Annotated in this window: 21 protein-coding genes; 19 read left to right on the top strand and 2 right to left on the bottom strand. The window is 68.5% G+C overall.

The window, feature by feature from the left end:
- The first annotated feature begins 232 nt into the window (after nucleotides 1-232).
- From pgsA to ACFXHA_RS12140, 14 genes are all read left to right on the top strand, one after another.
- On the top strand, nucleotides 233-790 hold the full coding sequence (gene pgsA / locus ACFXHA_RS12205; RefSeq protein WP_379356661.1) for a CDP-diacylglycerol--glycerol-3-phosphate 3-phosphatidyltransferase: 558 nt from the start codon (nucleotides 233-235) through the stop codon (nucleotides 788-790).
- A 52-nt stretch (nucleotides 791-842) separates the two neighbouring features.
- A complete protein-coding gene (locus ACFXHA_RS12200) occupies nucleotides 843-1,337 on the top strand; it encodes a CinA family protein (RefSeq protein WP_379356659.1) in 495 nt (164 codons plus the stop codon).
- A gap of 81 nt (nucleotides 1,338-1,418) precedes the next feature.
- Nucleotides 1,419-1,865 carry a helix-turn-helix domain-containing protein gene (locus ACFXHA_RS12195; protein WP_379355761.1) on the top strand — a complete coding sequence of 149 codons (447 nt, stop codon included), beginning with the start codon at nucleotides 1,419-1,421 and terminating at the stop codon, nucleotides 1,863-1,865.
- Between the two features lie 199 nt (nucleotides 1,866-2,064).
- Nucleotides 2,065-2,904, top strand: coding sequence for a phage shock protein PspA (gene pspA, locus ACFXHA_RS12190; RefSeq protein ID WP_379355759.1), 840 nt, complete (start codon nucleotides 2,065-2,067; stop codon nucleotides 2,902-2,904).
- 24 nt (nucleotides 2,905-2,928) lie between these two features.
- A complete protein-coding gene (locus tag ACFXHA_RS12185; protein WP_379355758.1) occupies nucleotides 2,929-4,212 on the top strand; it encodes a hypothetical protein in 1,284 nt (427 codons plus the stop codon).
- Nucleotides 4,213-4,364: 152 nt separating this feature from the next.
- Nucleotides 4,365-4,541, top strand: coding sequence for a hypothetical protein (locus tag ACFXHA_RS12180; protein ID WP_379355756.1), 177 nt, complete (start codon nucleotides 4,365-4,367; stop codon nucleotides 4,539-4,541).
- Nucleotides 4,542-4,628: 87 nt separating this feature from the next.
- Nucleotides 4,629-5,573 carry a zinc-binding alcohol dehydrogenase family protein gene (locus tag ACFXHA_RS12175; RefSeq protein ID WP_379355754.1) on the top strand — a complete coding sequence of 315 codons (945 nt, stop codon included), beginning with the start codon at nucleotides 4,629-4,631 and terminating at the stop codon, nucleotides 5,571-5,573.
- Nucleotides 5,574-5,695: 122 nt separating this feature from the next.
- Nucleotides 5,696-6,808, top strand: a complete 1,113-nt coding sequence (locus ACFXHA_RS12170; protein WP_379355752.1) for a sugar ABC transporter substrate-binding protein — start codon at nucleotides 5,696-5,698, stop codon at nucleotides 6,806-6,808.
- A gap of 11 nt (nucleotides 6,809-6,819) precedes the next feature.
- On the top strand, nucleotides 6,820-7,593 hold the full coding sequence (locus ACFXHA_RS12165; RefSeq protein WP_379355750.1) for an ATP-binding cassette domain-containing protein: 774 nt from the start codon (nucleotides 6,820-6,822) through the stop codon (nucleotides 7,591-7,593).
- Nucleotides 7,594-7,647: 54 nt separating this feature from the next.
- Entirely contained in the window at nucleotides 7,648-9,069 is a 1,422-nt protein-coding gene (locus ACFXHA_RS12160; protein ID WP_379355748.1) for a sugar ABC transporter permease, read from the top strand.
- A gap of 117 nt (nucleotides 9,070-9,186) precedes the next feature.
- Complete coding sequence (locus tag ACFXHA_RS12155) at nucleotides 9,187-10,338, top strand: ROK family protein (protein ID WP_379355746.1); 1,152 nt, start codon at nucleotides 9,187-9,189, stop codon at nucleotides 10,336-10,338.
- Nucleotides 10,339-10,561: 223 nt separating this feature from the next.
- Nucleotides 10,562-11,275, top strand: a complete 714-nt coding sequence (locus ACFXHA_RS12150; RefSeq protein WP_379355744.1) for a PIG-L deacetylase family protein — start codon at nucleotides 10,562-10,564, stop codon at nucleotides 11,273-11,275.
- Between the two features lie 328 nt (nucleotides 11,276-11,603).
- Nucleotides 11,604-12,767, top strand: coding sequence for a nucleotide disphospho-sugar-binding domain-containing protein (locus ACFXHA_RS12145; protein ID WP_379356657.1), 1,164 nt, complete (start codon nucleotides 11,604-11,606; stop codon nucleotides 12,765-12,767).
- A gap of 30 nt (nucleotides 12,768-12,797) precedes the next feature.
- Nucleotides 12,798-12,989 carry a DUF3046 domain-containing protein gene (locus ACFXHA_RS12140; RefSeq protein ID WP_379355742.1) on the top strand — a complete coding sequence of 64 codons (192 nt, stop codon included), beginning with the start codon at nucleotides 12,798-12,800 and terminating at the stop codon, nucleotides 12,987-12,989.
- A gap of 18 nt (nucleotides 12,990-13,007) precedes the next feature.
- Here the strand turns inward: ACFXHA_RS12140 and ACFXHA_RS12135 are convergent, their stop codons facing one another.
- Nucleotides 13,008-13,538, bottom strand: a complete 531-nt coding sequence (locus ACFXHA_RS12135; protein WP_379355740.1) for a CGNR zinc finger domain-containing protein — start codon at nucleotides 13,536-13,538, stop codon at nucleotides 13,008-13,010.
- A gap of 154 nt (nucleotides 13,539-13,692) precedes the next feature.
- Between ACFXHA_RS12135 and ACFXHA_RS12130 the strand changes: the two genes are divergently transcribed.
- From ACFXHA_RS12130 to ACFXHA_RS12120, 3 genes are all read left to right on the top strand, one after another.
- The gene (locus tag ACFXHA_RS12130) at nucleotides 13,693-14,145 is read left to right on the top strand and encodes a VOC family protein (protein WP_379355738.1); all 453 of its coding nucleotides are present in this window, start codon (nucleotides 13,693-13,695) and stop codon (nucleotides 14,143-14,145) included.
- A 73-nt stretch (nucleotides 14,146-14,218) separates the two neighbouring features.
- Nucleotides 14,219-15,118, top strand: coding sequence for a pyridoxamine 5'-phosphate oxidase family protein (locus ACFXHA_RS12125; protein ID WP_379355736.1), 900 nt, complete (start codon nucleotides 14,219-14,221; stop codon nucleotides 15,116-15,118).
- Nucleotides 15,119-15,141: 23 nt separating this feature from the next.
- A complete protein-coding gene (locus ACFXHA_RS12120; RefSeq protein WP_379355734.1) occupies nucleotides 15,142-15,597 on the top strand; it encodes a nuclear transport factor 2 family protein in 456 nt (151 codons plus the stop codon).
- 375 nt (nucleotides 15,598-15,972) lie between these two features.
- Here the strand turns inward: ACFXHA_RS12120 and ACFXHA_RS12115 are convergent, their stop codons facing one another.
- Nucleotides 15,973-17,241 carry an MFS transporter gene (locus tag ACFXHA_RS12115; RefSeq protein ID WP_379355732.1) on the bottom strand — a complete coding sequence of 423 codons (1,269 nt, stop codon included), beginning with the start codon at nucleotides 17,239-17,241 and terminating at the stop codon, nucleotides 15,973-15,975.
- A gap of 95 nt (nucleotides 17,242-17,336) precedes the next feature.
- On the opposite strand from ACFXHA_RS12115, the gene ACFXHA_RS12110 reads away from it, so the two are divergent.
- Together ACFXHA_RS12110 and recA are read left to right on the top strand one after the other, a co-directional pair.
- The gene (locus tag ACFXHA_RS12110) at nucleotides 17,337-18,359 is read left to right on the top strand and encodes an Lrp/AsnC family transcriptional regulator (protein WP_379355730.1); all 1,023 of its coding nucleotides are present in this window, start codon (nucleotides 17,337-17,339) and stop codon (nucleotides 18,357-18,359) included.
- Nucleotides 18,360-18,548: 189 nt separating this feature from the next.
- Nucleotides 18,549-19,586, top strand: a complete 1,038-nt coding sequence (recA, locus tag ACFXHA_RS12105; RefSeq protein ID WP_379355728.1) for a recombinase RecA — start codon at nucleotides 18,549-18,551, stop codon at nucleotides 19,584-19,586.
- Nucleotides 19,587-20,348 lie beyond the last annotated feature (762 nt).

Genomic DNA, 20,348 nt, shown 5'->3' with positions numbered 1-20,348 from the left:
CAGTAGTCGGCCCGCGTACCGATAGGCTTGTCGGTGTGTCGCACATCCAGTCCCTCCGCAGCCCGGCATGGTCCGGAAACCAGGGCCGCCGCCACGGCCGGTGGGGGCGCTGGTGACCGTGCAGCCGGACGAGATCGAGGGTCGCTGGGCGGAAGCCGTTCCGGCGGCGAGCCCGGGGTTCGTTCCCGCCCCGCGCCCGGAGGTGGTGGTGGAGCCCGCGGCCGTGCCGCTGATGAACATCGCCAATGTGCTGACCATCCTGCGCATCCTGATCGTGCCGGTGTTCCTGCTGGCGTTGTTCGCCGCGGGCGGTCATGACACGGAGTGGCGTTGGATCGCGGCCGGGCTGTTCGGTATCGCCGCCATCACCGACCGCATCGACGGGCAGCTGGCCCGGAAGTACGGCCTGATCACCGATTTCGGCAAGCTCATGGATCCGATCGCGGACAAGGCCCTGATCGGGGCCGCCCTGATCGGGTTGTCGATGCTGCACGACCTGCCGTGGTGGATCACCCTGGTCATCGTGGCCCGCGAGCTCGGCATCACGCTGATGCGGCTGGCCGTGGTGCGGCGCGGTGTGATCCCGGCGGGCCGCGGCGGCAAGCTCAAGACGCTGGTGCAATCGGTGGCCATTGCCGTGCTGTTGCTGCCGTTGTCGGGCGGATTCGCCTCCGCCGGAATGGATTTGATGTATGTGGCGGTCGTGCTGACCGTCGTCACCGGCCTGGACTATGTCGTGCAGGCGGGCAGGTTGTGGTTCGGCTCCCCGGGCGGCAGCCGTGCCGCGTAGGGTCCGGCCCGATATCGAGGGCATCCTGTCGCGGGTGGCGACCGCCGGGCCCATCCCGCCGGATCCGCTCGTCACGGTGACGGATGCCGCCGAACTGGTGGCCGTGCTGGCCGCGGCCGGGCAGACCGTGGCCACCGCGGAATCCCTGACCGCCGGTCTGCTCTCCGCCACCATCGCGGGAATTCCGGGCGCGAGCGCGGTGTTGCGGGGTGGACTGATCGTCTACGCCACCGACCTCAAGCAATCCCTCGCGGATGTGAGTGCGGACACGCTGGCCACGGATGGACCGGTGGCCGCGAGCACCGCCGAACAGCTCGCGGTCGGCGCCCGCCGGCGCTGCGGATCGGACTGGGGAATCGGGCTCACCGGCGTCGCCGGACCCGAACCGCAGGACGGCAGCCCGGTCGGCACGGTATTCCTTGGTATAGCGGGTCCACAGTCCAGCGAGGTACTTCGGTTGAAGTTGTCGGGGGACCGGTGGACGATCAGGGTGGGCGCGGTCCGCGCCGCGGTCGCCGAACTCGTCCGCTCCGTCAGGGGCGAGTGAAGAGGCCGGGAACGCGCGGCCGACGCCGGACGTTGTCCAGTCAAACGCTGGGTCCGGCGAGACGAGTGTGAGGAGAACGAGATGACGCTGCTGCGAGAAGCGATCGGGGAAAGCCTGCGTCGTGCTCGGGTCGCCCAGAGCCGGACACTGCGTGAGGTCTCCACCTCCGCGCGCGTGAGTCTGGGTTACCTGTCCGAGGTGGAACGCGGCCGCAAGGAGGCCTCCAGCGAACTGCTGGCCGCCATCTGCCAGGCCCTGGATGTGCCACTGGCACAGGTGCTCTTCGATGTCAGCTCGGCCATGGCCGACGCCGACAAGGCCACCGCGCTGGCGCGCGAGAAGGCCGGTGCCAAGGTCGGTGCCGTGACCAAGCTGCCCGCGAAGGCGGGCGCGGGCAAGGTCACCGCGAAGGTGACCCCGAGGGGTGGCGACGGCGAAATGGTCATGGCCGCGGACGGAACGTTCGGTCCCCGCATTGTGATTCCGGCCCCCAAGTCGGATCGTCTGGTGCTGGTGGCCGCCAAGTGAGCCGGGAGACGAAGACTGTGCTCCGGAGCCGAAAGGGATAAATTCTCTGTAGGCTTCGTGCCGGAGGCGTCGCGCTGTTGCCGAAATCTCCGGAACGGCCGTTGCACAGTGGAGATATGGGACAGCAGGGGTGCGCGACGGTCGCGCACTACTGTCGCGCTACGGGGCGCGGCACGTCATATGGAGGCGGGATCAATCGATGGCTAATCCGTTCGTGAAGGCCTGGAAGTACCTGATGGCCCTCTTCGACTCGAAGATCGAAGAGCATGCGGATCCGAAGGTTCAGATCCAGCAGGCCATCGAGGAAGCCCAGCGCCAGCATCAGGCCCTGTCACAGCAGGCCGCGTCGGTGATCGGCAACCAGCGCCAGCTGGAGATGAAGCTCAACCGTCAGCTGGACGAGGTCGAGAAGCTCAATGCCAATGCGCGCCAGGCGGTTATGCTCGCCGATCAGGCGAGTGGCGCCGGCGACACCGAGAAGGCGATCCAGTACACCAATGCCGCAGAGGCTTTCGCCGCGCAGCTGGTGACCGCCGAGCAGTCCGTCGAAGACCTGAAGGTGCTGCACGACCAGTCGCTGCAGGCCGCCGCCCAGGCCAAGAAGGCTGTCGAGCAGAACGCCATGCTGCTGCAGCAGAAGGTCGCCGAGCGCACCAAGCTGCTGTCCCAGCTGGAGCAGGCCAAGATGCAGGAGCAGGTTTCGGCCTCCCTGCAGCAGATGGACTCCACCCTGTCGGCGCCCGGCGCGGTCCCCAGCCTGGACGCGGTGCGCGAGAAGATCGAACGCCGCTACGCCAACGCCCTCGGTGCCGCCGAGCTCGCGGGCAACTCGGTGCAGGGCCGCATGCTCGAGGTCCAGCAGGCCAGCGTCCAGATGGCCGGGCACAGCCGCCTCGAGCAGATCCGCGCCTCCATGCGCGGCGATGCCCTCCCCGCCGGAGGCAACGCCGCCCAGCCGCAGATCCAGCCGGGCCAGGCCGCCCCCGCGCAGCCCGCCACCCAGCCCAACTTCAACAAGGGCCAGGCCGCCCAGCAGTAACTGCTGCGCGAAAGGTAGTGCACGATGGGGAGATCGCGGGCCGAACACGACCCCGCGACCTCCCCTGCGCGTTTCCTCCGCCGCACCCGCACCAAAACCCCCGACCCCATCCCGGGTTTCCCCTCCCCGTTCGGCCCACCCGCTAATCCCCAGCCGCCGGTAGCGCCCGAATCCGCCACCGCTGCAGCGACATCGGCAACCGATGCGCTCTGGGACTGGACGCCCACCTCCGTCGAGGCGAACCCGGTTGTCGGTGCCTCCGGATACGGTGGCGCGGTGGAATCGGCGCAGCCGCGGGCAGCGGCGAATCAGACTTCCAAGAACAGCGCGGTGCGGACTCCGCAGGCGGCCCGGCCGCCCGCTGCGGCTGCGCCGGGTCCGGCCGCGAACCAGACCTTCGATGCCACAGGTCATTTCCCGCCCCCGCCGACCGCGAGCTCGGAGAAGAGTGGGCGGCGTAAGCGGGGGAAGCGGGAGCGGGCTACCGAGGCGGTGCGGGAGGTGTTGGCGCCTACCGGGTTCGAGCCCGAGGAGTTGGCGCAGCGGCTGCCGGATACCTTGCGCGGGGTGGGGGAGCAGGCGTTGGTGGCCGTGCGGAAGTGGGCCGATCCGCGGGAGCGCGAGTTGCGCAAGCGGCGGCGGGCTCGGCGGCGGAGTTTCCGGTTGGGAACCGCGTCCGGGTTGACGACCGCGGGAACCGTTGGGCTGATGTTGATCTCGGCCCCGGCGTGGGCGGTGGTCATTGTCGGCGGCGGTGCGGTGGCGCTCGTCACCGGGACTGCGGTGACGGCTAAGCGGTATCTGGAGATGCGGCGGGAACCTTTGCCGCAGGCCGCGTTCGTGGCCCGCAAGCTGCCGCCGATCCGCTCGGCGGCGCGGGCGTCGATCGCGCGGTTGGTGAAGGCGGAGCGGGCGCTGCACGGATTGCACCTGCAGATCGCGCGTTCGGGCCGGTTGCCCGAGGACGATCTCGAGGACACCGTGGAGACCGCGGCCTCGGGTGCGGCCGCCCTGCACGCGCTCGCGCAGGATGTGGTCGCCATGGAACGGGCTTCGGGTGCGCTGGGCGTGAATTCGCCGCTCGGCGAGCATGTCCGGGCGGTATCGATTCGCCTGGATGGTGGTGTCGTCGAGTACGAGGGCATGGTGGCTGCGGCCGCCCGCGTGCTCGCCGTCCCTGACAGCGCGGCCGTGGCCGACCAGCTCGGCTGGGCCATGGTCAATCTGCGCGATGCCGCCGACCGGCTCGACGGGTGGGCCCAGGCCCTGACCGACCTGGCCGACCAGCGCTATCGTGCCAACCCCTGATCCGTGGCCGGTGTCGCGGGTTCCCGATGCTCAGGGTGAACCCTGAAATTCCCCGGATATTGCTCTTGACCTGGTGATTTTCTCAGGTTGGCGACGCAGTATGGATGGTGACGGATCTGCCGGACGGCGGTTCGGAGACCAGGAGGCTTGAAATGTTTTGGAAGATTCTCGGCGTCGTCGTCCTCGTGTGGATCGCCTTCGCCATTCTGGGCGCGCTGATCAAGGCGCTGTTCCCGATCCTGATCGTGACCGGACTCATCTTCGGTCTGTACCTCGTGTACAAGGCGGTGTCGGGGTCGAAGAACAAGTCGCCGCTCGGCAAGTACTGAGCCGCCGGCTCGCGCGCGACGCGCATACCGCAGGACCGTCCACCCCGATGCTCGGGGTGGACGGTCCTTTTTCCGTATTATCACCGCATGGCCACTGCTGTCGTTGCCACCTCCTACGGTGGACCGGAAGTCTTGTCGCTCATCGAGATCGAGGTCCCGGATCCGGGACCGGGTGAGGTCACCATCGCCGTCCGAGCGGCCGGCGTGAATCCCTTCGATTACAAGGTCTACAGCGGTGCGTTCGGCACCGATCCGAGCAAGCTGCCGCTGCGGCTGGGCCTCGAGGTGGCGGGCGTCGTCACCGCGGTCGGTCCGGACGCCGTCGGTCCGGACGGTCCGATCGCGGTCGGCGACGAGGTGCTCGCGCCGGTGTCGGGTGGCTACGCCTCGGCCGTCAACGCCCCCGCTGCGCGCGTCGTGTCCAAGCCCGCCGATGTGGACTGGAAGCAGGCCGCGGGCGTGCTGAGTGTGGGCGGCACGGCCGTGCACATGCTGGTCGCCACCGGTGTCGGGCCGGGGGACACCGTGCTGGTGCACGGTGCCGCGGGCAGTGTGGGCGCATTGGCCGCGCAGCTGGCCGTGGCTCGTGGGGCGCGGGTGATCGGCACCGCGTCGGCGAGTCGTCATGAACGGTTGCGCGCCTACGGGATCGAGCCCGTCGAGTACGGGCCGGGTCTTGCCGATCGCGTGCGGGCCTTGGCCCCCAACGGTATCGATGCCGCCCTTGACACCGTGGGCACCGACGAGGCGGTGGATGTTTCGCTGGAGCTCGTGCCCGACCGCCACCGGATCGCGTCCATCGTGGCCTTCGGGCGGGCCGCGGCCGACGGCTTCCAGGTGCTGGGCGGCGGCCCGGGCGCGGATCCGGGCACCGAGATCCGCGGCAATGCCTGGCGGGAGCTGCTGCCGTCGCTGGCGGCGGGCAAGCTGGATTTGGCCATCGCCAAGACCTTTCCGCTGAGTGAGGTCACGGCCGCGCACGAGTTCGTGCTGGACGGTCATGCGGGCGGCAAGGTGATCCTGCTGCCCTGAACGGGCGCACTGATTTCTGTGAAACGTCCCATATGAGTGACTCGCACGGCATATGTTGTTGCCCACAACATATGCCGTGTGTGTGGTCGCACCCAGCGGCTGCCGCCTGAAAGGTCACCCTGATGAGGACGAAATTCGCTGTCGCGCTGGCATTGTCCGGCCTGCTCACCCTCACCGCCTGCGGATCCAATTCCAGCAGTGGCACGTCCTCGTCGAACGCCCCCTCCGGCGGCGGCGCGAACGGCACGGTCGGGGTGATCCTCCCCGAGACCGCCACCTCCGCCCGCTGGGAATCCTTCGACAAGCCGCTGCTGCAGAAGGCGCTGGGCGACGCGGGTTTCGCCGCCGACGTGCAGAACGCGCAGGGCGATGTGCAGAAGTTCTCCACCCTCGCCGACGGCATGATCGCCAAAGGCGTGAAGGTGCTGGTCATCGCCTCCATCAATAGCGAGGTGGGTAGCGCGGTCGCGGCCAAGGCGCAGAAGGCCGGGATCCCGACCATCGATTACGACCGCCTCAACCTGGGCGGATCCTCGGACTACTACGTGTCCTTCGACAATGTGAAAGTCGGTGCGCTGCAGGGTCAGGGCCTGGCCACCGCGCTCAAGGACAAGCCGGGCGCGCAGGTCGTCGAGATCGAGGGCGCGCCCACCGACAACAACGCCACCCTGTTCCATCAGGGCCAGGAGACGGTGCTGCAGCCGCTCTACGACGCAGGCACGCTGAAGCTGGTGCGCAGCCAGGCCATCGACGACTGGAACAACCAGAAGGGCGGCACCACCTTCGAGCAGATCCTCACCGGCGCGAACGGCAAGGTCGACGGTGTGGTCGCGGCCAATGACGGTCTCGCGGGTGCGGTGATCACGGTGCTGAAGAAGAACGGCCTCAACGGCAAGGTGCCGGTGACCGGTCAGGACGCCACCGTGGACGGCCTGAAGGCGGTGCTGCGCGGCGACCAGTACATGACGGTGTTCAAGCCGATCAAGGAGGAGGCCGAGAACGCCGCGAAGCTGGCCGTGTTCCTGGCCAAGGGCGACAAGGCGGGCGCGGATGCGCTGGCGGTGGGCGTGAGTCAGGACCCCAAGGGCAAGCGCGAGGTGAAATCGGTGCTGCTGCAACCGCAGTTGATCACCAAGGCCGAGGTCAAGTCGGTGGTGGAGTCGGGCTTCGTGAAGGCCGCCGACGTCTGCTCCGGTGACGTGAAGCAGGCCTGCACCGACCTCGGCATCTCTTAAGGAATCAGAACATGAGTGAGCCGCTGCTCCAGATCACCGGCCTGAACAAGAGTTTCGGACCGGTGCACGTGCTGCACGACGTCGACCTCACCGTGCCGGCGGGCGAGGTCACCGCGTTAGTCGGCGACAATGGCGCGGGCAAATCCACGCTGGTGAAATGTGTTGCCGGAATCCACGCCGCCGATTCCGGCGAGGTGCGATTCCGTGGCGAACCCGTTCACCTGCGTGGCGCCAAGGACGCGGCGGCGCTCGGCATCGAGGTGGTCTATCAGGACCTGGCCCTGTGCGACAACCTCGACATCGTGGCCAATATGTTCCTCGGCCGGGAGCGCGGGAAACCGTGGCTGCTGGACGAGGCGAACATGGAGGAGGCGGCGCGGCGCACCCTGGCCTCGTTGGGGGTGCGCACCGTGAAATCGGTGCGCACTCCGGTCGCAGCCCTGTCCGGCGGGCAGCGGCAGACCGTGGCGATCGCGAAAGCGGTGCTGTGGAACAGCAATCTGGTGCTGCTGGACGAACCGACCGCCGCACTCGGTGTGGCGCAGACGCGGCAGGTGCTGGATCTGGTGCGGCGACTGGCCGAACAGGGGCTCGGCGTGGTGCTGATCAGCCACAACCTGGTCGATGTGTTCGAGGTCGCGGACCGGATAGCGGTGCTGTACCTGGGGCGGATGGCGGCGCAGGTGCGGACCGCGGATGTGACCACCGCACAGGTGGTGGAGTTGATCACCGCGGGACGCTCGGGTGATCTCGGCCTGGCGCGGCCGGAAGCGGTGGCGTTGTGATCAGCGGGGACGTTGTGAGGGAGTTGTGGCGCTGTGAGCGAGGAAACCACTGATATGACCAATGTTTCGGAATCCGCGGCCACCGATACCGCGATCACCGACTTCGGGATCGACACCACCACGCTGTCGACCCAGGATGCCCTGCGCGACTACGTGGCCCGGCTGCGCGGCGGCGAGATCGGTTCGCTGCCCGCGATTCTCGGCCTGGTCGCGCTGGTGGTGCTGTTCTCGCTGATGTCGGATGTGTTCTTCTCGCTCAACAACATCGCCAATCTGCTGGCGCAGGGTGCGGGACAGACGATCATCGCGATCGGGATCGTGTTCGTGCTGTTGATCGGTGAGATCGATCTGTCGGCGGGCACCGCCTCGGGTGTGGCGGCCGCGGTGCTGGCCCTGCACTATGTGGACAACGGGAATCTGATGCACGGCATGGGTTCCACGGTGTTCTACATCTTCATCGCGCTGCTGGTTCTCGCAGCGATCCTCGCGGGCCTGCTGCGGATCTGGCCGGGGGTGGCGTTCTCCCTGGTCGGAATTCTGCTGACGGTCCTCGGGCTGGAAGCGAATCCGTGGATCGAGATGCTGTTCGCGGTGTGTGTCGGCGCGGCCATCGGTTCCATCACCGGGTTCCTGATCGCCAAGATCGGCATGCCGTCGTTCGTGGTGACGCTGGCGTTGTTCCTGGCCTGGCAGGGTGTGATTCTGCAGCTCATCGGGCAGGGCGGGGTGCTGGGCATCAGCTCCTCACACGTGCTGGACGCGGTGGCCAACGGGAACCTGTCGACGGCGGGGAGTTGGGTGCTGTGTGTGCTGGCGGCCGGTGGGTATGCCGGGGTCACCCTCGGCGGGCATGCGTTGCGCCGCCGGCGGGGTCTGGTCACCTCACCCACCCCGCTGGTGATCGCGAAGGTCGCCGCGCTGGTGGTGTTCGCGATCGTGGTGACGGCACTGCTCACCGTGAACCGTTCGCCGTCGAAGCTGATCGTCATTTCCGGTGTGCCGTATGTGGTTCCGATCGTGCTGGTGCTGCTGGTCGCCGGAACCTATGTGCTCACCCGCACCACCTACGGCCGCCACATCTACGCGGTCGGCGGCAATGTGGAGGCGGCGCGGCGCGCGGGCATCAACGTGACCCAGTTGCGGGCAAGCGTTTTCGTGATCAGTTCGGCATGTGCGGCCATCGGCGCGATCGTCTACTCCTCGAAGGTCGGCTCGGTCGATCCGCAGGCGGGCGGGTTGAACACGCTGCTGTTCGCGGTGGGAGCGGCGGTGATCGGCGGCACCTCGCTGTTCGGCGGCCGAGGCCGGGTGGCCGACGCGGTGATCGGCGGCGCGGTGCTGGCGGTGGTGTCCAATGGGCTGGGCCTGCTGCAACAACCGGCGGCGGTGGTGTCCATCGTGACCGGTTTGGTGCTGCTGCTGGCCGCGACCGTGGATGCGTTGTCGCGACGCCGTGCGGCGACCGCGGTCCGATGAACACCGGTGACCGGGAGCCGATTCGACGCGGCGGGGCTACCAGCCGCGTGGAGATGGCGGTCGGTCGAGCCGTGGCGATAGCGGACGGCGGTGGCGCGCAATGGTAGAAACCGGTCCATGACCGTCGCCCGACCGGACGAGGTGCGCCGGTTCAACCGGTCCAGCCTCCTGCGGCTGCTCCACACCGGAGGCCCCGCCACCCGTGCGGCGCTGGCGACCGAACTCGGGCTCAATCGCTCCACCATCAAAATGCTGGTCGACGGCCTGGCCGAGGACGGCGTGGTGGAGGAGAAGGTGCCGCGCCTGGCGCGCACCGCCGGTCGCCCGTCGCTGCTGGTGCTGCCGCAACCGCAAGCCGCGGTGGTGCTGGCGGTGGACGTGCAGGTCGAGCACGCGGGGATCGCGTTGGTCGGTTTCGGCGGGCAGATCCTGGGGCGCAACAGCTGGAATCTGCGTGGGCGGCAACGGGAACCGGACGAGGTGATCACGCACGTCGCGGAGTCTGCGGCCATGCTGGCCCAGGATCTGGATCTGCGGCCGATGGCGGCCGGGGTGTGTATCCCCGGGGTGGTGCGCCGCTCCGATGGCCTGGTGCACACCGCCGCCAACCTCTGCTGGGGTGAGGTGGCACTCGGGCAGCGGTTGCGCACGGTGCTGGACGTCCCCGTCGTGGTCGGCAACGATGCCGAATTCGGTGCGTTGGCAGAGCATGTCAGGGGCGCGGGGCGCGGCGCCTCCGACGCGGTGTTCGTCTCCGCCGATGTCGGGGTGGGCGGCGGGCTCATCGCGCAGGGTGCGCTGTTGCGCGGCTCGGCCGGGTATCTCGGCGAGATCGGCCACATGACCGTGAACCCCGGCGGCCGAATCTGCCACTGCGGCAACGAGGGCTGCTGGGAGACCGAGGTGGGCGAGGCGGCCCTGTGCCGCGCCCTCGGCATGCCCGAACACGGCCCGCGCGGCGCGATCGTCGCCGAACTGCGTGAACTGCACGGTGATTGGGACACCCAGCTGCGCGAATACCTGGACTGGCTGACCCTCGGCCTGGTGAATGTCGTCAACATCCTCGGCTCCGAACTCGTCGTACTCGGCGACCTCTTCACCGCCCTCCCCGACGGCGCGGTCGATCGCGTCGGCGAACAGGTGCGCCGCCGCAGCATGGTGAGCCGCGCCATGGGCGGGGTGCGGATCGAAAAGTCCAGCCTGGGAGGCGATCTCAAACTGCTCGGGGCCGCCGAGGCCGCCTTCGAGGGCGTCCTGGCCATGCTATGAAGTGCATAAGCACGGCTGCGAGGTGCGTTGGCGGGGCTGCGAAGTGCGTTGGCGGGCTGCGAAATGCGCTGGCAGGGCCGTGGAGTGCGTTGGCAGGGCCGTGGAGTGCGTTGGCGGGGCTGTGAGGTGCCCCAGCAGGACTGCCAGGTGCGCCGGCCATCTTGTGGGGTCCGCTGGCAAGGCTCTGCGGTGAAATGGCCTCGCGGTGCGGTTGAATGGCCGCATGGAGCAGCTACCCGAGGACTGGCAGCGTGGCATTGTCATCGTCGCCCATCCCGACGACATCGAATATGGTGCGGCGGCCGCGGTCGCGCGCTGGACGCGGCAGGGCAAGGACATTCGCTATGTGCTGGTCAGCAGCGGTGAGGCCGGGATCGCCGGGCTGACTCCGGCCGAGGCAGGTCCGCTGCGCGAGGACGAGGAGCGCGCCTCCGCCAAGATCGTCGGCGTCACAGAGGTTGAATTCCTCGGTCACGCCGACGGCCGCATCCAGGAATCGCTGGCCCTGCGCCGCGATCTGGCCGCCGCCATCCGCCGCCACCGCCCTGAAATGGTGGTGCTGTTCAACTTCGGCGATGTCTGGGCCCGCGGCTACGCCAACTCCGCCGACCACCGCGCGGTCGGCCGCGCCGCCCTCGACGCGGTCTCCGACGCGGGCAACGAGTGGATCCACCCCGACCTCGCCGACCTCCCCGCCTGGTCTGCCCGCTGGGCTGCCGTCTGCGGCGTCTCCGACGGCAGCCACGCCGTCGACGTCACCGACACTTTCGAGGTGGCCGTCGAATCCCTCACCGCCCACCGCCGCTACCTCGAGGCCCTCGGCCCCGAGCCCGCCGCGACCCAGGCTCGCGCCGTGCTGGACTCGACCACCGGTCCCAAGGAGGGTTTCCCCGCCGCCCACGCGGTTTCGTTCGAGCTCTTCTACTTCGCGGGCTAACCGATAGGTCGCCGCTGCCGGTGCGTTCGGCCGAGCGAGCGTAAGCAGCGCGGCTGGCAGTCGTCCCGCAGCGGCTTGGGAGGAAGCCTCCGGCACATCGCCCGGCAGCATGCTGCGTTGACCGGATATTGTGCCGCGCTCGACCGGGTCCATCGACGACTCCTCGCTGGCGGCTGCTGCCCGGCCGATGGCACACCGCGTATTGGGCCGGCCGGGTGGCACGAGCGGGCCTGTTCGACGACCGCGGGTGCGCGCTATCTCGAGTGGCTGCGCGACATGGTGGTCGGTGGGTGTGGGCGGCGTCGGCGGCGTGTGGCATGGTGGCGGCGTGCGAGTAGCGGTGGTGGCTGGGCCGGATCCTGGGCATGCGTTTCCGGCGATTGCGTTGTGTGAGCGATTGCTGGCGGCCGGGGACGAACCGGTGTTGTTCACCAGTCCGCGGTGGTTCGATGCCGCGCGCGACGCCGGGATCGGGGTGCGGCGGCTCAAGGGGCTGGCGCCCCGGGCCGAGGATGACGATGAGGACGCCGGCGCGCGGATTCATCAACGCGCCGCGCATATTTCGACCGAGATCCTGCCTGATCTGAGCGCCATGCTGCCGGAGTTGGTGGTGTCGGACGTGCTGACCGCCGGCGGCGGGATGGCGGCGGAACGGTTGAAGCTGCCGTGGGTGGAGCTGTCGCCGCACCCGCTGTACCTGCAGTCGAAGGGATTGCCGCCCATCGGCAGTGGGCTCGCCGCGGGGGAGGGGATGCGCGGGCGGGCCCGGGATTCGGTGCTGCGCGGCCTGAGTTCGCGGGCGGTCCGGCGCGGGGAACTGCAGCGCGAGCAGGCGCGCGCGAGTATCGGTCTGCCGCCGCAGGATCCGGGTCCCACCGCGCGGCTGGTCGCCACCCTGCCCGCGCTCGAGGTGCCGCGCCCCGACTGGCCCGACAACGCACATCTGGTCGGCCCGCTGCTGTGGGAGCCGACCGATCACATACTGGATTTGCCGCCGGGTGATGATCCGCTGGTCATGGTCGCGCCCTCGACGGCGCAGACCGGTCAGGTGGGTCTGGCCGACGCCGCGCTCGCGGCCCTGGAGGGCGCGGGTGTCCGCGTCGCCATCTCCCAGCTCGACGCCCCGCCCGCGGACCTGCCCGCCTGGGCCACAGCCGGTTTGGGCCGCCAGGACGAACTGCTGCGGCACGCCGCCGTCGTCATCGGCGGTGGCGGTCACGGACTGCTCGCCAAGACCCTGCTCGCGGGTGTCCCCATCGTCACCGTTCCCGGCGGCGGTGACCAGTGGGAACTCGCCAATCGCGCCGCCCGCCAGGGCAGTTCGATCCTGGTGCGCCCGCTGACCCCGGAAGCGTTGCGCGAGGCGGTCAAACGCATCCTCGACGACCCTGCTTTCGCCGCCGCTGCCCGCTCCGCCGCGACCGGTATCTCCGTCGTCTCCGACCCGATCGCCATCTGCCATGCCGCCGCCGGGTCCCCCCACACTCCCTGACCGGATCTGCTGGATTGATAGGGTCTGCCCGTGCGGTTGACGGAGTTCCAGGAGCTGTTGCATACCGAGTTCGGTACGGCGCGCGGAGACGTGCTGCTGAACGATCATGTGTTGCCGTCCATGGGCAGGACGGGGGCGCAGGCCATCGAGTCCGGGGTGGATCCCCGGGATGTCTGGCGGGCGCTGTGCGCGGAATTCGATGTGCCCAAATACCGTTGGTGACCGAATTGCGTTGAGCCGCTACGGATTCTGATCCGGCTGAGTCCTGCGCGCATAGTGCCGGGTGGCCTTGGCGCGATTACCGCAGGCCGCCATCGAATGCCAGCGCCGGGTGCCGTTCTTCGAGGTGTCGAGGAAGAACAGGACGCAGTGCGGGTGCGCGCATTGTTTGATGCGGTCGGGGGCGCTGGCCAGCAGGTGTAGCAGGTTGTCGGCGGCGAGCCAGCCGGGTAGGTGGGCCGGGTCGGCGACCTCGGGGAGGTCGGCCGGACCGTCCGGGGTGAGGGCGCGGCGGATGCGGCCGTGGGCCAGAACGGCATTGAGGTCGTCGGCGGTCTCGTGTTTCACCGCGCGCAGGATGGCCTCCCGTGCGGTGATGAGGGCTTGCCTGGTCGGTTCGTCGGCGGGTAGATCGAGTGCGTTGTCCGCGAGCCACTGTCGGACGCCGGCCACCTCGGTGAGCAGATCCTGCAGGCCCTCCGTGGACATCCAGCGGGTGTTGAGCAGGTCCAGGGCGAGCGGTTCGCCGAGGTGGGGGCGTGGATCGGGCACGTCTGAGGGTAACCGTCGCGCTGTCGGCATCGGGTCCACGGCTCCTTTCTAACCACTAAAATCGACTATAGGGGTTGACCCGGCGTGGACTTCGTCGTTAACTTCTAACTAGTAAAACAATCTATGATGGTTAGATCATCCGAAGGGGATTCTCATGACCGCACCTGTTCTCGCCACCGGGCACATCGGCCTCAATGTCACCGACATCGACCGGTCGGTCGCCTTCTATCGGCAGGCCCTCGGCTTCGAACAGCTCGGCGCCGGCGGTGAGGACGCGCGGCGTTTCGCCTTCCTCGGCCGCGACGGTCAACTCCAGCTCACCCTCTGGCAGCAGAGCGACGGCGAGTTCTCCCCGAAAACCCCGGGCCTGCACCACCTCTCGTTCCAGGTCGAGAGCATCGACCAGGTGCGCGAAGTCGAATCGGCCTTGAAGGAACTCGACGTGACCTTCGCCCAGGACGGCGTCGTCACCCACCGCGAGGGCGCGACTTCCGGCGGCGTCTTCTTCCTCGACCCCGACGGCATCCGCCTCGAAGTCTTCGCTCCCACCGGTGCCGAATCCGCCCCCGCCCCCAGCGGAGCCGCCCCCACCTGCGGCTTCTTCTGACCCGAAACACCTTCACCGGCAACGGAACCCGCAGGAACAGGCCGCCCACCCGGCGACCGGAGGGGAGTGTCACATGAACACACTGCGGAGCGGTGTCTTTCATGCCGGCGAGCTGGCCGTGCAGCAGCGGATGGGGCAGGCCGATATCGCCGCCCGGGTCGGGCGCATGATCCGCACCGATATTCCGGCTGCCGCGGCGGAATTCCTGACCGAGCAGCCGATGATCGTGATCGCGGCGGCCGATGCGGACGGGCGAGTATGGGCTAGTCAACTGGCCGGTCCGCCGGGATTCGTGCACACCTCCGGCGATCGGGCCATCGAGGTCGACGCGCTGCCGGTGGCCGGCGACCCACTCGCGGAATCGCTGCGCGGCAGCAGGAATGTCGGCATGATCGCGCTGCAACCAGGATTGCGTCGGCGGATGCGGGTCAACGGCATGATCGCGCCGACCGCGCGCGGGCTGCACATCGATACCGAGCAGGTGTATTCCAACTGCCCGAAATACATCTCCCGGCGGGAGGTCCGCGAGTGGGTGACCGGAACGACTCCGGTGGTCCGCCGGGGCACGGCACTGGATACCGCTCAGCAGCAGCTCATCTCCCGCACCGACGCCTTCTTCGTGGCCTCCGCCGACCTCGACGGCCATGCCGATGCCTCCCACCGCGGCGGCAATCCCGGCTTCCTGCAGGTACTTTCCCCGACCCGTCTGCGCTGGCCCGACTATCGCGGCAACTCCATGTTCATGACACTGGGCAATATCGCCGCCGACCCGCGCTGCGGATTGCTGATCCCGGACTGGCAGACCGGCGTCACTCTCCAACTCACCGGCACCGCCGAAATAACCTGGGACGAAACCACCTTCACCACCGGAGCGCAGTGCTCCATCGACTTCACCCTCACCGAGGTCGTGGAAACCTCCGGCGCGACGCCCCTGCGCTGGAGCGAACCCGAACTCTCCCCGGTCAACCCCTGACCGCCGACCCGAAAGGTCCATTCATGCGTCCACCGCTCCCACCCTTCGTCGACATGGAATCCGCCGAAGCCAAGGTCCGCGCCGCCGAAAATGCCTGGAACACCCGCGATCCCGAAACCGTCGCCCAGGCGTACACCGAGGATTGCGTGTGGCGCAACCGCGACGAGTTCATCACCGGCCACGCCGAGATCATCGACTTCCTGAAGCGCAAATGGTCCACCGAGAACGGCTACGCCCTGCGCAAGGAACTCTGGGGCTTCCGCAACAACCGCATGGCCGTCCGCTTCCAATACGAATGGCACGACGAATCCGGCCAGTGGTACCGCAGCTACGGCAACGAACTCTGGGAATTCGCCCCCGACGGCCGCATGTCCCGCCGCGAAGCCAGCATCAACGACACCCCCATCCCCGAGGGTGACCGCCGCATCTTCGGCCCCCGCACCCCCGAAGAGTCCGACGCCCCCTTGCCCTTGCAGTAGAACAAGGTCAGGGAGTACTCACTGCGGAAATTCGTCCGAATCCCCGCAGTGAGTACTCCCTGACTTTGGTGCTGCCATTCGGGAGCGAGCAGCCCGCCGGGTAACGGGCTCGTCGCGATGACCTGGCCCCGTGGTGATGGTCTGGCATGTCATTGGCCGGAATCCACAACGAGGAGCGTGGATTCCGGCCAAAGCGGACGACACGACGGGCGCTTGGATTCGAGCTGGGTCAGGCGACGTGGGCAGGCTCCGGCGGGGCGTCGATGGAGACGGTCATCGCCTGGGTGCGCGCGGCACGGGTGTAGAGAGCGAAGACCAGTGCGCCTGCGAGCACTCCGGCGGTGCCCGCCGTGATCGTCGCGGAGTTCAGGCCGTCTACGAAGGCGTGGCCAGGGGCGCTGCTGGTGCCCGCGTTGCGGAAGACGGTGCCCAGGACCGCGACCCCCAGCGCCAGGCCCAGTTGCCGGGCGGTGTTGATCGCACCGGCCGCGGTGCCGCTCTGCTGCGGCGGGACGGCCGCCATGCCCACCGCCACCAGCGGCGGGCCATGATGCCGACACCGGCGCCGATCACCAGGTAGCCGGGAATTGTTGCGGTCCACGAGGATCCGGTGTCGATGAGGGTCAGCAGTGCGCTGCCCGTACCGATGGTGGCCAGGCCGCCGCCGATCGTCCACTTCGGTGCGACATCATGCAGCGTCCTGCCGAAGATGCCCGAGACCAGGAACGCGCACACCGACATCGGCAGCATCGACAGTCCCGCTCGCAGCGGCGTCAGGTGCAGGTACTGCTGCAGCCACAGCGACAGCAGCGGACTCGTCGAGAACGCCGCGAAACTCATTCCGGCGGCGGCGATCAGCGTGGCGGTAAAGCCCGCGCTGCGCAGCAGCGGCAGCGGCAACATCGGTGCGGCACTGTTGGATTCGATGAGGACGAACACCACCAGCGCGGCCGCGCCACCGGCCAGTGCCAGCGCCGCTCCGCGATCGCCCCAGCCGTGCTCACCCGCCCGGATGACACCGTAGGTCGCGGCCGTCGCGGCGACGGTGAAGCTCAGCATGCCGCCGAAGTCGATCCGCCGGTCCGTGCGCCGTGTCGAAGGCCCGAAAGCGATGGCGGACAAGGTGATCGCCACCGCGGCGATCGGCAGGTTGACGAAGAAGATCCACCGCCACGACAGCAGATCGGTGAGCACTCCGCCCAGCACCACGCCGACACCGGCGGCCGCACCCGACACCGCACCCCAAGCGCTGAAGGCGATCCCGCGATCGCGGCCGGTGTACGTGGCGTGCAGCAGCGACAGCGTGGTGGCCAGCATGGCCGCGCCGCCGATGCCCTGCGCAGCGCGCGCCGCCACCAGTACGCCCGCCGATCCGGCGACCCCGCACCCGAGGCTGGCGATCGCGAACAGGGCCAGGCCGATCAGATAGGTGGGTTTCGCGCCGAAGCGGTCTGCCAGCGAGCCGAGCATGAGTAGTAGGGCGGCCAGCGCCAGGGCGTAGCCGTCGATGACCCACTGCAATCCGGACAGGCCGGTGCCGAGATCCGCGGCGATGTCGGGCAGCGCGACATTCACGATGGTCACGTCGATGAGCAGCATGAACGAGCCCAGGCAGGCCGCGAACAGCGGTAGCCATTTCCGCATGGGAACCTCCGGAAGGATGAACGATTTCGACTCGAATCATGCGAGAATCGCTGGTATCTACCTAGTGATCTCCAGAAAGTGCGGGTAATCCTCCGATGATCGACGCCGACCTGGAAGATTCCTCCGTCCTGGATTTCCTCGACAAGCAGATCGTGCACGGCCTGGTCAGTGACGCGCGGATCCCGTTCGCGCGGCTGGGGGCGATCCTCGGGGTCTCCGAGCAGACGGTGGCGCGGCGGTATCGGTCGCTGGTCGCGCGGGGCGTGATCCATGTGGCGGGACAGGTGAATACCCAGCCGCTCGGTCAACCCCGCTGGATCATGCGCATCACCTCGACGCCTGCCAAGGCGGTGGCGCTGGCCGAATCCCTGGCTCGGGTACCGGAATTGAGCTGGGTGGCGCTGCTGACCACCGGCTTCGACGTGATGTGCGTGGGGCGGACACGATCGATCCAACGCCGGGACGAGTTGCTGCTGCGCATGATTCCGCGCGCCACCCCCGTGCTCGGGCTGAACGTCTTCGAGGTGCTGCGGCAGTTCCCGTTCAGCGAGGAGTGGCCGCGCTACGGCCGCCTGCTGACCTCTGACCAACTGGCGGAACTCGGTCCGCGCCCGCCCATGTGGGATCCGCTGGGGCCGGAATTGCCGGTCACCCTCTCGCGGGAGGACGAGGCGATGCTGGCGATTCTGGCCCGCGACGGCCGCGCGCCCTACGCGCAGCTGGCTGCCGCCACGGGGTGGAGCGCGACCCGGGTGGCGCGGCGGATGAGCGAGTTGATGGAGTCGGGCGTGCTGTACTTCGACCTCGACTTCGCCCTGGAGCTCATGGGTTACACCTCGCGCGCGCTGCTGTGGATGAAGGTGCACCCGGCGCATCTCGAGGAAGTGGGGTTGACGATCTCCCAGTATCCCGAGGTGGCGTATCTGGCCGCGATCACCGGCTCGGCGAACATGACGGCTTCGGTGGTCTGCCGCGACAACGCCCATCTCTACCGGTTCGTCACCGAACGGCTGGGTGCGCTGCCGGGGATCAACGATGTCGAGGTGACCCCCGCCTTGCGCATCTTCAAGCAGTCGCAGAGCTTGATCGACGCCCGCAAGATCGCGGTCGCGCCCTGAACTTTCGCGCCGATCGGTTGCTGGGTGATTGCCTGCCGTGTGTCGCCAGGTCTTTAGCGTGTCGTTCAGCGCGTCGCTTGCGTCGAACATCTGTTCGTCTAAGCTCGGCGTCGGAACTTGTCGGTGCCTCCCTCTAACGTGGGCGCCAACCACAGCATGAGACACACCCGTTGAGAAGGGGAACTGACGATGGCACCAGCGGCTTTCGACCGTGACAAGGCCCTCGAACTGGCAATGGCCCAGGTCGAGAAGAGCTTCGGCAAGGGCGCGCTCATGCGTCTGGGAGAGGAGCAGCGCCAGCCGATCTCGGTGATCCCGACCGGGTCCATCGCGCTGGATGTCGCCCTCGGTATCGGTGGCCTGCCGCGTGGCCGCATCGTCGAGGTCTACGGCCCGGAATCCTCGGGTAAGACCACGGTCGCCCTGCACGCGGTGGCCAATGCCCAGGCCGCCGGCGGTGTCGCCGCCTTCATCGACGCCGAGCACGCGCTGGATCCCGAGTACGCCCGCAAGCTCGGTGTCGACACCGACGCGCTGCTGGTCTCGCAGCCGGACACCGGTGAGCAGGCCCTCGAAATCGCCGACATGCTGGTGCGTTCCGGCGCCATCGACATCATCGTCATCGACTCCGTGGCCGCCCTGGTGCCGCGCGCCGAGATCGAGGGCGAGATGGGTGACAGCCACGTCGGTCTGCAGGCGCGACTGATGAGCCAGGCGCTGCGCAAGATGACCTCGGCCCTGAACAATTCGGGTACCACCGCCATCTTCATCAACCAGCTGCGCGAGAAGATCGGCGTCATGTTCGGTTCGCCGGAGACCACCACCGGTGGTAAGGCGCTGAAGTTCTACGCCTCGGTCCGCCTGGACGTCCGCCGCATCGAGACCCTGAAGGACGGCACCGACGCGGTCGGTAACCGCACCCGAGTGAAGGTCGTCAAGAACAAGGTCGCGCCGCCGTTCAAGCAGGCCGAGTTCGACATTCTCTACGGTGTCGGCATCTCCAAGGAGGGCTCGATCATCGATATGGGTGTCGAGCACGGCTTCATCCGCAAGTCCGGCTCCTGGTACACCTACGAGGGCGACCAGCTCGGCCAGGGCAAGGAGAACGCCCGTAAGTTCCTGCTGGAGAACACCGACGTCCGCGACGAGGTCGAGAAGAAGATCAAGGAGAAGCTCGGCATCGGCGCCGACGTCACCGCCACCGAGGCCGCAGCCGCCGACTTCTGATCGATGACCCCTCGGGATTCCGAAGGGCCCCGGCCTGACTCGCCGGGGCCCACCCCCCGCCTGGACGCAGTAGAACGCCTCCGCCGCCAACTGGAAGCCACCAACACCCGCGCCGCCAACCGCGCCCCGCGCACGTCCCGGACTTCGGCTCCCGCCCAGAGCCACGACCTCTTCGGCCGCGACTCCACCGACCCTTACGCCTCCGGCACCGGCTGGAACTACGGCCCCACCGGCGGTCCCGCCTCCTACCAGCCTGCCCCCGAAGACAATTCGGCGGACTACCAGCGCTCCACCTGGCGAACCACTGACGAAACGCCAGCCCCGGCCCCCCAGTCCCCGCGCCGCGCCAGCTCCGACGATGCGGGCCCGGAGTCTCCCGACGCTGATCACGACCTCGAACCCGCCGGTGACACACCCGCCCCGAACCCTTCCCGCCCCCACCGCCGTTCGCCCACCGGGCAACGCCGCACGCCGGGGCAGTGGCGAGAGGAAGCGCCCACTGCCCCCGGCGACGGCGGCACGGGCCCCGCGCCGACCACGGATCATCCGGGCATCACGCCGATTTCTCCCACCGCCAGTCGCGAGGAGAAGTTGCGGGCGGCTCGGGCGGCCCTGGCCGAAGCGACCGCAGCGGCGAAAGCTGCTGGAGATGCACAGAATTCGGAGACACGTGGCCGCCGCAGGGCGCGGGTGTCGGACTCGGTAGCGATCCAACGGGGGTCCGCCGAACTCGCCCACGCGGAGGACGAGGTTGCGCCGGGT

Source organism: Nocardia sp. NPDC059240, from assembly GCF_042753865.1.
Taxonomy (GTDB): domain Bacteria; phylum Actinomycetota; class Actinomycetes; order Mycobacteriales; family Mycobacteriaceae; genus Nocardia.
The sequence above is the reverse complement of the archived record's forward strand: the minus strand, read 5'-3'. Positions and strand labels throughout refer to the sequence as shown.

What these genes read in the sequence shown, in the direction of transcription:
- ACFXHA_RS12120 (WP_379355734.1), top strand. Translation starts at nt 15,142, where the DNA reads ATGCGTCCACCGCTCCCACCCTTCGTCGACATGGAATCCGCCGAAGCC.
- ACFXHA_RS12115 (WP_379355732.1), bottom strand. Translation starts at nt 17,241, where the DNA reads ATGCGGAAATGGCTACCGCTGTTCGCGGCCTGCCTGGGCTCGTTCATG.
- ACFXHA_RS12175 (WP_379355754.1), top strand. Translation starts at nt 4,629, where the DNA reads ATGGCCACTGCTGTCGTTGCCACCTCCTACGGTGGACCGGAAGTCTTG.
- ACFXHA_RS12165 (WP_379355750.1), top strand. Translation starts at nt 6,820, where the DNA reads ATGAGTGAGCCGCTGCTCCAGATCACCGGCCTGAACAAGAGTTTCGGA.
- ACFXHA_RS12150 (WP_379355744.1), top strand. Translation starts at nt 10,562, where the DNA reads ATGGAGCAGCTACCCGAGGACTGGCAGCGTGGCATTGTCATCGTCGCC.
- pgsA (WP_379356661.1), top strand. Translation starts at nt 233, where the DNA reads ATGAACATCGCCAATGTGCTGACCATCCTGCGCATCCTGATCGTGCCG.
- recA (WP_379355728.1), top strand. Translation starts at nt 18,549, where the DNA reads ATGGCACCAGCGGCTTTCGACCGTGACAAGGCCCTCGAACTGGCAATG.
- pspA (WP_379355759.1), top strand. Translation starts at nt 2,065, where the DNA reads ATGGCTAATCCGTTCGTGAAGGCCTGGAAGTACCTGATGGCCCTCTTC.
- ACFXHA_RS12170 (WP_379355752.1), top strand. Translation starts at nt 5,696, where the DNA reads ATGAGGACGAAATTCGCTGTCGCGCTGGCATTGTCCGGCCTGCTCACC.
- ACFXHA_RS12125 (WP_379355736.1), top strand. Translation starts at nt 14,219, where the DNA reads ATGAACACACTGCGGAGCGGTGTCTTTCATGCCGGCGAGCTGGCCGTG.
- ACFXHA_RS12180 (WP_379355756.1), top strand. Translation starts at nt 4,365, where the DNA reads ATGTTTTGGAAGATTCTCGGCGTCGTCGTCCTCGTGTGGATCGCCTTC.
- ACFXHA_RS12160 (WP_379355748.1), top strand. Translation starts at nt 7,648, where the DNA reads ATGACCAATGTTTCGGAATCCGCGGCCACCGATACCGCGATCACCGAC.
- ACFXHA_RS12185 (WP_379355758.1), top strand. Translation starts at nt 2,929, where the DNA reads ATGGGGAGATCGCGGGCCGAACACGACCCCGCGACCTCCCCTGCGCGT.
- ACFXHA_RS12110 (WP_379355730.1), top strand. Translation starts at nt 17,337, where the DNA reads ATGATCGACGCCGACCTGGAAGATTCCTCCGTCCTGGATTTCCTCGAC.
- ACFXHA_RS12195 (WP_379355761.1), top strand. Translation starts at nt 1,419, where the DNA reads ATGACGCTGCTGCGAGAAGCGATCGGGGAAAGCCTGCGTCGTGCTCGG.
- ACFXHA_RS12130 (WP_379355738.1), top strand. Translation starts at nt 13,693, where the DNA reads ATGACCGCACCTGTTCTCGCCACCGGGCACATCGGCCTCAATGTCACC.
- ACFXHA_RS12155 (WP_379355746.1), top strand. Translation starts at nt 9,187, where the DNA reads ATGACCGTCGCCCGACCGGACGAGGTGCGCCGGTTCAACCGGTCCAGC.